Below are 10,778 nucleotides of genomic sequence, written 5' to 3'. Positions count from 1 at the left end.
TTCTGTATTGCATAATTCCAAGGTGTGCCTCCCACAATAATCATAAGGAGGCTCACGCTTTGGATATTCGAATGAAATGGTACTGGCGGATTGGTTTTATACTGCTGATATTGGTTGCAATTTATGTATTTCTAAAAATGCGCTTTGTTTGGCTTCCGATAATAAAAGTGGTCGGCGTGATCATTTTACCTTTCTTCATCGCGGGATTTATTACTTATTTGCTGCATCCGGTTGTGGAAAAGCTCCATGAAAAAGGTCTTCACCGAGGATTTGCTATTATTCTTATTTATGTTCTTTTTTTTGGGGGAATCGGCTTTGCTTTATATAAAGGGATCCCTGCATTTATCGATCAAATGAAAGACCTTTCGGAAAATGCTCCGGTGTTTGCGCAAACATACCGCGACTGGATCAAAACCATTCAAGCCCATACACGGACATGGCCGGATGGACTGCAAGGAAAAATGAATGATGGAATCGATGCCTTTGAAAAAAAATTAGACTCGCTATTATCGCTTACGATTGATATATTAATGAAGTTCTTGAAATCTACGTTAGTCATTATCATCATTCCGTTTATCGCTTTTTATATGCTGAAGGATATTGATTTAGTGAAGCGAGCCATTTGGTATTTGGCGCCTAAACAATGGAGGAGGCAAGGTGCGCGGCTGTTAAGGGATATCGATGATTCGCTTGGAAGCTATATCCGCGGCCAAGTGCTGGTATGTGTGATTATCGGCGGTGCAGCCGCCTTACTGTTTTGGATTTTCCATTTGCGGTACCCATTGCTTTTAGGATTTATTGTCGGAATAACGGATGTAATTCCCTATTTTGGCGCAATTATCGGTGCCCTTCCGGCAGTCATTATCGCAGCGACTGTTTCGGTTAAATTAGTCATCATAACGATTGGGATCATTTTAGTTCTTCAGTTTCTAGAGGGAAATATTTTATCTCCTTATATCTTTGGCAGAAGTCTGCATATGCATCCGCTTTTGATCATGCTGGCGATTACAGCAGGCGGAGAAATTGGCGGAGTAATAGGGCTGATTATCGCTGTTCCTTCATTAGTAGTTCTTAAAGTAGCAGTAATCCATGCAAAACAATTAATGATCAGGGACAAACATTGACAAACCAGTGTGGAATAGCTATAATTCGGCATATAGTATAAAAAAGTCTGAAAATGTTGAAGGAACCAAGTATGTTATAGTCCATCTGACTCGTTTTGCGAGGGAAGAGAGGAGTTTCCGCGGCTGAAAGAAGCTCTAGATGAAGGATAACAGAAAGCTATTCCGGAATGCAGCTAATCCCTGCCGTGTGGCTAGCGTTATGGGCTTATTGAGAGATGAATACGTATTTTTGTATTCATAATCAGGGTGGTACCGCGAGATCAGCTCTCGTCCCTGTTTTGGGGATGAGAGCTTTTTATATGCTTTTTTTAGAAAAAGAAGGAGGTTCATCTTATGAAAAATTTAACTGGTTCACAAATTCGTGCGATGTTTTTACAGTTTTTTAAAGAAAAAGGGCATGCAATTGAACCAAGTGCTTCGCTCGTTCCGCATGATGATCCATCACTGTTATGGATTAACAGCGGTGTCGCTACATTAAAAAAATACTTTGATGGCCGTGTTGTACCGGATAATCCACGGATTACCAACGCGCAAAAATCGATCCGTACCAATGATATTGAAAACGTAGGAAAAACTGCGCGCCACCATACGTTTTTTGAAATGCTCGGCAATTTCTCAATTGGTGATTATTTTAAAAAAGAAGCGATTGAATGGGCTTGGGAGTTTTTAACTGATAAAAAATGGATTGGCTGGGACCCTGAATTGTTATCGGTCACCATCCATCCGGAAGACACTGAAGCATATGATATCTGGCATATCACGATTGGCATTCCTGAGGAACGGATTATCCGTCTAGAAGGAAATTTCTGGGATATCGGAGAAGGCCCGAGCGGTCCTAATACAGAAATCTTCTATGACCGCGGACCGGAATATGGGGATGACCCAAATGACCCTGAATTATATCCAGGCGGGGAAAATGAACGTTATTTGGAAGTTTGGAACCTAGTATTTTCACAATTTAACCACAATCCGGATGGCAGCTATACACCGCTTCCTAAGAAAAATATTGATACCGGGATGGGATTGGAACGGATGGCTTCGGTTGTACAAAACGTTCCGACAAATTTTGATACAGATTTATTTTTGCCGATTATTCGAGCAACAGAGGGGATTTCTGGAAAAAGATATGGAGCAGATCAAGAACTTGACGTTTCGTTCAAAGTTATTGCTGACCATATCCGGACGGTTGCTTTTGCGATCGGAGATGGGGCACTGCCTTCAAACGAAGGACGTGGCTATGTGTTAAGACGGTTGCTGCGCCGGGCAGTTCGCTATGCGAAACAAATTGATATTAATCGCCCGTTTATGTATGAGCTTGTCCCTGTTGTCGGCGAAATCATGTATGATTTTTATCCTGAAGTAAAGGATAAACAAGAATTCATTCAAAAGGTGATTAAAAATGAGGAAGAACGTTTCCATGAAACTCTTCATGAAGGCTTATCCATTTTAGCCAGTGTCATCAAGAAAGAGAAAGAAAACGGCAACGATACCATTCATGGAGCAGATGTATTCCGTCTTTACGATACATATGGCTTCCCGGTTGAGCTAACCGAGGAATACGCCGGCGATGCTGGTATGAAAATTGACCTTAAAGGTTTTGAGGATGAAATGGAAGAACAGCGCGAGCGGGCACGTAGAGCACGGCATGATGAAAATTCCATGCATGTTCAAGGTGGCGTTCTTCGCGATTTGACTGTCAAGAGCGAATTTGTTGGCTACGGCGAGCTTGTTATCAATTCTTCCGTCCTTGCGATCATTCAAAGCGGTGAGCTTGTTAGCGAGGCCCAAACCGGGCAGGAAGTTCAGCTTATTCTCGATAGGACACCGTTTTATGCAGAAAGCGGCGGGCAAATTGCTGACCGCGGTGTGATTGAAGGAGAAGGCGCAGTTATGACAGTAAAAGATGTTCAAAAAGCACCAAACGGTCAAAATCTTCATACGGTTGTCATTGAAACGGGAACATTGAAAATAGGCGAGAAGGTTACTGCTAAAGTCGATGCGGAAAATCGCGTGAAGATTACAAGAAACCATACGGCAACCCACCTGCTTCACCGTGCCTTAAAAGATGTACTTGGCGAACATGTAAACCAGGCCGGGTCATTAGTCGAGCCGGAGCGGCTCCGCTTTGACTTTTCCCATTTTGGCCAAATAAAGCCTGAGGAACTTGAGCAGGTTGAAAAAATCGTCAATGAAAAAATCTGGAACAGCCTGGAAGTGGACATCAGCCAAAAACCGATTGCTGAAGCAAAAGCAATGGGGGCTATGGCCCTATTCGGCGAAAAATACGGTGACATCGTCCGGGTTGTAAAAGTAGGAGATTACAGTCTTGAGCTGTGCGGCGGCTGTCATGTACCGAATACAGCTGTTATCGGTTTATTTAAAATTGTTTCTGAAAGCGGCATTGGGGCCGGTACAAGACGGATTGAAGCGGTTACGGGGGAGTCAGCTTACAAGCTTTTGAATGAGCAGGTTGGCATGTTAAAGGATGCAGCAGATAAACTCAAAACAACGCCAAAAGAAGTTGTCACAAGGATCGACAGTATCCTGGCTGAAATGAAGCATCTCGAACGGGAAAATGAATCCCTTGCTGCCAAGCTTGGAAATATTGAAGCAGGAAATCTTGTATCGAAAGCTGTGGACATTGAAGGAGTAACAGTATTAGCTGCAAAAGTACAAGCAGCCGATATGAACAACCTTAGAAATATGGCCGACGACCTGAAGCAAAAGCTAGGCTCAGCTGTTATTGTTCTCGGAAGTATAAATGAAGGCAGAGTAAACTTAATTGCTGCTGTCACAAAAGACTTGATTGAAAAAGGCTATCACGCGGGCAAGTTAATTAAAGAAGTTGCCACAAAATGCGGCGGAGGCGGCGGCGGCCGTCCAGATATGGCGCAGGCGGGCGGCAAAGATCCAGCAAAACTAGATTCCGCGCTTGCATTTGTTTCAGATTGGGTAAAATCTGTTTTGTAAATAGGACAAACTAGTGTAAAATGAAGGTAACAAATGCAAATCTCTCCTCTTGCAGAATGTGGGGTGCGTGAAATGAGCTCATTTGACAAAACGATGCGATTTCATTTTCCTGAAGATCCTTATGAACATAATGTCAACGAAGTATTACTGCAAGTTTATGAGGCTTTAAAGGAAAAGGGCTATAATCCCATCAATCAAATCGTCGGTTACCTTCTATCCGGAGATCCTGCCTATATTCCAAGGCATCGGGATGCACGAAATATTATTCGTAAGCTTGAACGCGATGAAATTATCGAAGAGCTGGTGAAATCCTATCTGAAAAAACAGCGAGAGGGTTAAGGAATGCGGATATTAGGTTTGGATGTAGGCTCGAAAACGGTCGGCATCGCCTTGAGTGATGAGCTGGGGTGGACGGCACAGGGCCTGAAAACAATCAACATCAACGAAGAAAAGAATCAATTTGGTTTTGCAGATATTGGACAAATTATAAAGGAATATCAAGTCAGCGAAGTGGTTGTCGGGCTGCCAAAGAATATGAACGGCACGATTGGTCCTCGCGGTGAAGCAAGCCAATATTACGCTTCGGAAATTGAACGAAGATTTTCCGTGCGGACGGTGTTATGGGACGAACGCCTTACCACAATGGCCGCTGAACGTGTATTGCTGGAAGCAGATATGAGTCGAAAAAAGCGCAAAAAAGTGATTGATAAAATGGCAGCTGTGATGATACTGCAAGGTTATCTTGACAGTAAAAAATAATGAGGTGAACAAATGGCACACGAACATAAATCGAACCATGAAGAAGAAGAGCGTTATATCACTCTGATCAATGAAAATGGGGACGAAGAATTATTCGAAATCCTGTTAACATTTGATTCAGATGAATTTGAACGATCCTACGTATTGTTCTATCCAGTCGGAGAATCCGAGGATGGAGATGAAGAGGGAATCGTACATGCATATGCCTATATTCCAACCGAAGATGGCGGCTTAGGAGAGTTACTGCCAGTCGAAACAGACGAAGAATGGGAAATGATAGAAGAAGTATTTAATACATTTGTGGAAGAAGAAGAATCCGAATAAGGACAAAAACCAGCTTTTTTAGAAAAGCTGGTTTTTTTTTTCGGCAAATTCTTTGAGAAATTGACATTTTTCTTTTTATATTGGTAAAGTTAAATTATTATTCACATGCCTTGAAGAAGGAGGAGTGGTGTTGACAAGAGATAAAAAAGATATTATTCGGCAAAAATTGCTGGAACAGCAAAGTGAAGCAAGGATGGTTAGAAAGATCGTCTTTATCGTATCGATAGCAGTGCTGGTATTGATTCTTCTGATCGGCGGGGGAAGCTACTTTTATGTTAATTCCGCCTTAAAACCCGTGAATCCAAAAAGTAAACTTGAGAAAAAAGTAAATATTCCAATTGGTTCATCCGTATCGGAAATTGCCTTAACACTGCAGAAAAACGGGATCATAAAAAGTGCTATAGTATTTAAATATTATGTCAAGCTTAAAAATGTAGGCGGGTTTAAAGCAGGTGAGTATGTTCTCAGCCCCTCCATGGATGTCCCTGGAATTATCAGCCGCTTGAAAACAGGCAAGATTCTCCCGACGCCAAGTGTCAAAATAACGATTCCTGAAGGAACACAGTTGACGGAAATAGCTGACATCATGGCAAAAGCTATGAAACAGAAAGATGCAGTTATCATCAATCAATTAAATGACCGCCAATTTATCAAAACACTGATGGCCAAATATCCGGATTTATTGACAAATGAAATACTTAATAAATCTGTGAAATATCCGCTTGAAGGCTATTTATTTCCAGCTACCTATTCTTTTTACAAACCAAACCCTTCAGTAGATGAAATGGTTGATGTCATGCTTGACAAGACACGAAGTGTCTTAAATGAGTATCAAAATGAAATGAAACAAAAAAAGCTATCTGTTCATGAATTATTAACAATGGCATCGCTTGTAGAAGAGGAAGCGACAGGGAGAACGGATCGAAATAAGATTGCCAGTGTTTTTTATAATCGAATCCAGAAGGGGATGCCGCTGCAAACAGACCCGACTGTGCTTTATGCTGAAGGAAAGCATAAGGAGAAAGTGTACTATAAAGATTTGCAAGTGAATTCTCCATTTAATACGTACCTGCATCCAGGCCTACCTCCTGGACCTATTGCCAATGCGGGTATTTCCTCGATTGAAGCAGCATTAAATCCGGCCAAAACTGATTATTACTATTTTTTGGCGACGCCTTCAGGCAGCATTATTTTTACAAAAACACTTGCGGAACATAATCAAGAAAAAGCTAAGTATATTTCCAATAAATAACCAGCGGAACAAAGAGGGAAAAATTCGCATTCGCACTTTGTTTGTGGTAAAATAGTCAGGTGCTTAAAAACTCGACTCGCCAATCGGCGAGTTTTCATATGTCTAAAGAGTATAATTTTGGCAAAAATGCATTTAAAGGAGTGGCGCAGCTTGTTGGATCAGAAGCTGCTTTCTTATATTGAAGAACTAATTCCACAGAGAGATCCGCTTGTTGCGGAAATGGAGGAATATGCAGCTATTCATCATGTTCCTATTATGGAGTTGACAGGTATCGAGGCAATGCTGCAATTGCTAAGAGTTCACCGGCCAGCCAATATTCTCGAGATTGGAACAGCTATTGGCTATTCTGCGCTAAGAATGGCCATGACCCTGCCAGATGCCCGGATTGTTACCATTGAGCGAAACGATGAGCGTTATGTATCTGCTTGTGAATTTATTTCCCGGTCAAACCATCAGGAGCAAATTGTTTTGCTGCAAGGTGATGCGTTAGAATTAGAGGATACGGTCAGCAGTTTTGCCCCATTTGATGCCATTTTTATTGACGCTGCCAAAGGTCAATATCAAAAGTTCTTCTCGATTTATTCCAAACATTTGAATGGGGACGGAATGATTATTACGGATAATGTCTTGTTTAAAGGTCTTGTTGCCGAAGAGGAGATTGATTCAAAAAGAACGCGGAATCTTGTCAGAAAGATTGCTGATTTTAACCGCTGGTTAATGAATCATCCGGACTATGATACGGTTATTCTCCCTGTAGGCGATGGGGTTGCCATTAGCAAAAAAAGAGGTGAAAGCAAATGAAAAAAACGGAACTGCTCGTAACACCGATTTCGATTGACGATATACTGCCTTTAGCAGAAGCAGGTGCAGATGCTTTTGTTATCGGTGAACAGAGGTATGGACTAAGGCTTGCCGGTGAATTTAACCGTAAAGATGTCAAGAAGGCGATCGAACTTGCTCATTCAAAAGGGAAAAAAGTTTATGTGGCCATGAATGCGATCTTTCACAATGATAAGGTTGATGAACTGGGCGATTATCTCCGCTTTTTGGTCGAAGCAGGTGCAGATGCTGTTATTTTCGGGGATCCAGCAGTATTGATGGCTGCCCGGGAATCAGCACCAGAAATGAAGCTGCATTGGAGTACGGAAACAACGGGAACAAACTGGTATACCTGTAATTATTGGGGCCGAAAAGGGGCGAAAAGAGCGGTTCTTGCCCGCGAAATCAATATGGATGCCATCGTTGAGATTGTAGAGAAGGCAGAAGTGGAAATCGAAGTTCAGGTTCATGGGATGAGCTGTATGTTCCAATCAAAGCGCTCCTTACTTGGAAACTATTTTGAATACCAGGGTAAAGTGATGGAGATAGAAAACCGCAAGACCAAAAAGAATATGTTCTTGCATGATAAAGAGCGCGGCAATAAATATCCGATTTTTGAAGACGAAAACGGCACCCATATTATGAGCCCAAATGATATCTGTATCATTGATGAGCTCGCGGATATGCTGGAAGCAGGCGTCGATTCGTTTAAAATCGATGGAATCTTAAAAAGTCCAGAGTATATTCTTGCTGTTACAAAGGCATATCGTAAGGCAATTGACTTATATTACGAAAATCCGGATCTCTATGAGGATCAAAAGGATGGGCTTCTTGCATCCATCGAAGAAATTCAGCCGGCCAATCGTCCATTGGATACAGGATTCTTCTTCAAAGAAACGGTTTATTAATAAAAAAGTATTGTTGAATCATTTTTTTACAAGGGAGGGGTTCTTAGCATGAATACAGTTAAAGATAAAATTTCTGAGATTGTTAACGGAAAGCGTGTCATTGTGAAAAAGCCGGAACTCCTAGCACCGGCAGGCAATCTTGAAAAATTGAAAATTGCTGTACAATACGGGGCTGATGCTGTATTTATCGGCGGCCAGGAATACGGCCTCCGTTCCAATGCGGATAACTTCACCCTCGAAGAAATTAAAGAAGGGGTAGAGTTCGCGAAACAATACGGGGCAAAAATTTACGTAACTACGAATATCTATGCCCACAATGAAAATATTCCCGGCCTCGAAGAATATATGTACGGCTTAAAAGAAGCGGGAATCGCCGGAATTATTGTTGCTGATCCGCTGATTATCGAAACATGCCGCCGGATTGCGCCGGAAATTGAAGTTCACTTAAGTACTCAGCAATCTTTGGCAAACTGGAAGGCCGTTCAATTCTGGAAAGAAGAAGGGCTGGATCGCGTCGTATTGGCTCGTGAAACAAGTGCCGAAGAGATTAGAGAAGTGAAAGAAAAAGTGGATATCGAAATCGAAACCTTTATCCATGGGGCGATGTGTATTGCTTATTCGGGACGCTGCACCTTAAGCAACCATATGACAGCACGGGACTCAAACCGCGGCGGCTGCTGCCAATCATGCCGCTGGGATTATGACCTTTACGAGATTGAAGGCGGCAATGAAGTCCCTCTTTATAGTGATCAAGATGCCCCGTTTGCCATGAGCCCGAAAGACTTAAATCTAATTCAATCGATTCCAAAGATGATCGAGCTCGGTATTGACAGTTTAAAAATTGAAGGCCGGATGAAATCGATTCATTATATTGCGACAGTTGTCAGCGTATATCGCAAGGTAATCGATGCTTATTGCGCGGACCCGGATCATTTTGTCATTAAGCGCGAGTGGCTGGAAGAACTCGATAAATGCGCCAATCGGGAAACGGCTCCAGCGTTTTTCGAAGGAATTCCGGGGTATAAAGAGCAAATGTTTGGTAATCATAGCAAAAAGACCAAGTATGAATTTGTAGGGCTTGTACTTGATTACAATGAGGATGAACAAATGGTCACCCTACAACAGCGGAACCATTTCAAACCGGGAGACGAAGTGGAATTCTTCGGACCAGAAATCCAAAACTTTACTCACGTCATTGATAAAATTTGGGACGAAAAGGGGAACGAGCTGGATGCGGCAAGGCATCCACTGCAAATTGTACGGTTTAAATTGGACAAACCGGTTTACCCTAACAACATGATGCGGAAGGAGAACTAGCATGATGCCTAAACCGGTTGTAATTGGTGTGGCCGGCGGCTCGGGCTCAGGGAAAACAAGTGTCACCAAAGCCATCTATGAGAGTTTTAAAGGCCATTCCATTTTAATTCTTGAGCAGGATTTCTATTATAGGGATCAAAGTCATTTGCCATTTGAAGAGCGATTAAAGACAAATTATGACCACCCGCTTGCGTTCGACAATGATTTGCTGATTGAGCATATTAAGAAGCTGCTTCAGTATCAGCCAATTGAAAAACCTGTCTATGATTATTCCATTCATACCCGATCGGACGAGGTAATCCATGTCGAACCAAAAGATGTCATTATTTTAGAAGGAATTCTCGTTCTTGAGGATGAACGCCTCCGCAATTTAATGGATATCAAACTGTTTGTAGATACCGACGCCGATTTAAGAATTATCCGCCGGCTGACCCGGGATATTAAAGAACGGGGCAGGACCTTCGAGTCGGTGATTGATCAGTATACAAATGTTGTGCGGCCCATGCATAATCAGTTCGTGGAGCCAACAAAGCGTTACGCTGATGTCATTATTCCAGAAGGCGGGCAGAATCATGTTGCCATCGATTTGATGGTGACAAAAATTCAAACAATTCTTGAACAAAAAGCGTTTTTATGAAACAATAGCAAAAGAATCTATTTTTAAAATGCTTCATTTACCTGCGCGTTCTAAATTTGGGACGCGCAGGATATATATTGTGCCGCTGGCACAATATTTACATAAAAACACAACACAATTTCTAATGGGGGATTGTGAAGACTAGAAGGAGTGAGGGTTTTGGCTGCAGAAAAAGAATTTCCAATGACGCAGGCAGGAAAAGAAAAACTTGAGCAGGAGCTCGAGTACTTAAAAACAGTTAAACGGAAAGAAGTTGTAGAAAGGATAAAGATTGCCAGAAGTTTCGGCGACTTATCTGAAAACTCCGAGTATGATTCTGCTAAAGAAGAACAAGCTTTTGTAGAAGGTAGAATTACAACTCTTGAGAATATGATTCGCAATGCGAAAATTATCAGCGAAGACGAACTAGCCGGCGATACTGTTACATTAGGCCGTTCTGTTACTTTTGTAGAACTTCCTGATGGTGAAGAAGAAACTTACACGATCGTCGGCAGTGCCGAAGCTGACCCGTTTGAAGGCAAGATTTCCAATGACTCACCGATCGCCAAGAGCCTGCTAGGAAAAAAAGTCGGTGACGAAGTGGCTGTGCAAACACCTGGCGGCGAAATGAATGTAAGAATCGTTAGCATTAAGTAAAAACTGGACATTTTTGTTTAAAAAGGAAGGGG

General features: G+C 42.1%; 11 protein-coding genes and 1 other annotated feature. All 11 genes read left to right on the top strand.

The window, feature by feature from the left end:
* The first annotated feature begins 59 nt into the window (after window positions 1–59).
* Window positions 60–1,124, top strand: coding sequence for an AI-2E family transporter (locus BFU02S_RS12140; RefSeq protein ID WP_066370964.1), 1,065 nt, complete (start codon window positions 60–62; stop codon window positions 1,122–1,124).
* Window positions 1,125–1,171: 47 nt separating this feature from the next.
* Window positions 1,172–1,402, top strand: a binding site (T-box leader).
* 55 nt (window positions 1,403–1,457) lie between these two features.
* On the top strand, window positions 1,458–4,094 hold the full coding sequence (alaS, locus tag BFU02S_RS12135) for an alanine--tRNA ligase (RefSeq protein WP_066370963.1): 2,637 nt from the start codon (window positions 1,458–1,460) through the stop codon (window positions 4,092–4,094).
* Window positions 4,095–4,166: 72 nt separating this feature from the next.
* On the top strand, window positions 4,167–4,433 hold the full coding sequence (locus tag BFU02S_RS12130) for an IreB family regulatory phosphoprotein (protein ID WP_066370962.1): 267 nt from the start codon (window positions 4,167–4,169) through the stop codon (window positions 4,431–4,433).
* Between the two features lie 3 nt (window positions 4,434–4,436).
* Complete coding sequence (gene ruvX, locus BFU02S_RS12125) at window positions 4,437–4,853, top strand: Holliday junction resolvase RuvX (protein WP_066370960.1); 417 nt, start codon at window positions 4,437–4,439, stop codon at window positions 4,851–4,853.
* A gap of 12 nt (window positions 4,854–4,865) precedes the next feature.
* Window positions 4,866–5,177: a DUF1292 domain-containing protein gene (locus tag BFU02S_RS12120; protein ID WP_066370957.1), complete on the top strand. Its 312-nt coding sequence runs from the start codon at window positions 4,866–4,868 to the stop codon at window positions 5,175–5,177.
* A gap of 193 nt (window positions 5,178–5,370) precedes the next feature.
* Complete coding sequence (gene mltG / locus BFU02S_RS12115) at window positions 5,371–6,429, top strand: endolytic transglycosylase MltG (protein ID WP_084361100.1); 1,059 nt, start codon at window positions 5,371–5,373, stop codon at window positions 6,427–6,429.
* A 126-nt stretch (window positions 6,430–6,555) separates the two neighbouring features.
* Complete coding sequence (locus tag BFU02S_RS12110; protein ID WP_439951010.1) at window positions 6,556–7,230, top strand: O-methyltransferase; 675 nt, start codon at window positions 6,556–6,558, stop codon at window positions 7,228–7,230.
* A complete protein-coding gene (locus BFU02S_RS12105) occupies window positions 7,227–8,156 on the top strand; it encodes a peptidase U32 family protein (RefSeq protein ID WP_066370946.1) in 930 nt (309 codons plus the stop codon). The genes BFU02S_RS12110 and BFU02S_RS12105 overlap by 4 nt, the downstream gene beginning before the upstream one ends.
* Before the next feature lie 48 nt (window positions 8,157–8,204).
* Window positions 8,205–9,473, top strand: a complete 1,269-nt coding sequence (locus BFU02S_RS12100; RefSeq protein ID WP_066370945.1) for a peptidase U32 family protein — start codon at window positions 8,205–8,207, stop codon at window positions 9,471–9,473.
* Window position 9,474: 1 nt separating this feature from the next.
* Window positions 9,475–10,110, top strand: a complete 636-nt coding sequence (udk, locus tag BFU02S_RS12095; RefSeq protein ID WP_066370944.1) for a uridine kinase — start codon at window positions 9,475–9,477, stop codon at window positions 10,108–10,110.
* Between the two features lie 159 nt (window positions 10,111–10,269).
* A complete protein-coding gene (gene greA / locus BFU02S_RS12090) occupies window positions 10,270–10,746 on the top strand; it encodes a transcription elongation factor GreA (protein ID WP_066370942.1) in 477 nt (158 codons plus the stop codon).
* Window positions 10,747–10,778: the final 32 nt, after the last annotated feature.

Origin of the sequence: Neobacillus fumarioli NBRC 102428 (genome assembly GCF_001591485.1) — a bacterium.
Classification (GTDB): Bacteria; Bacillota; Bacilli; order Bacillales; family Cytobacillaceae; genus Neobacillus; species Neobacillus fumarioli.
This window is presented reverse-complemented; position numbering and strand designations above follow the sequence as displayed.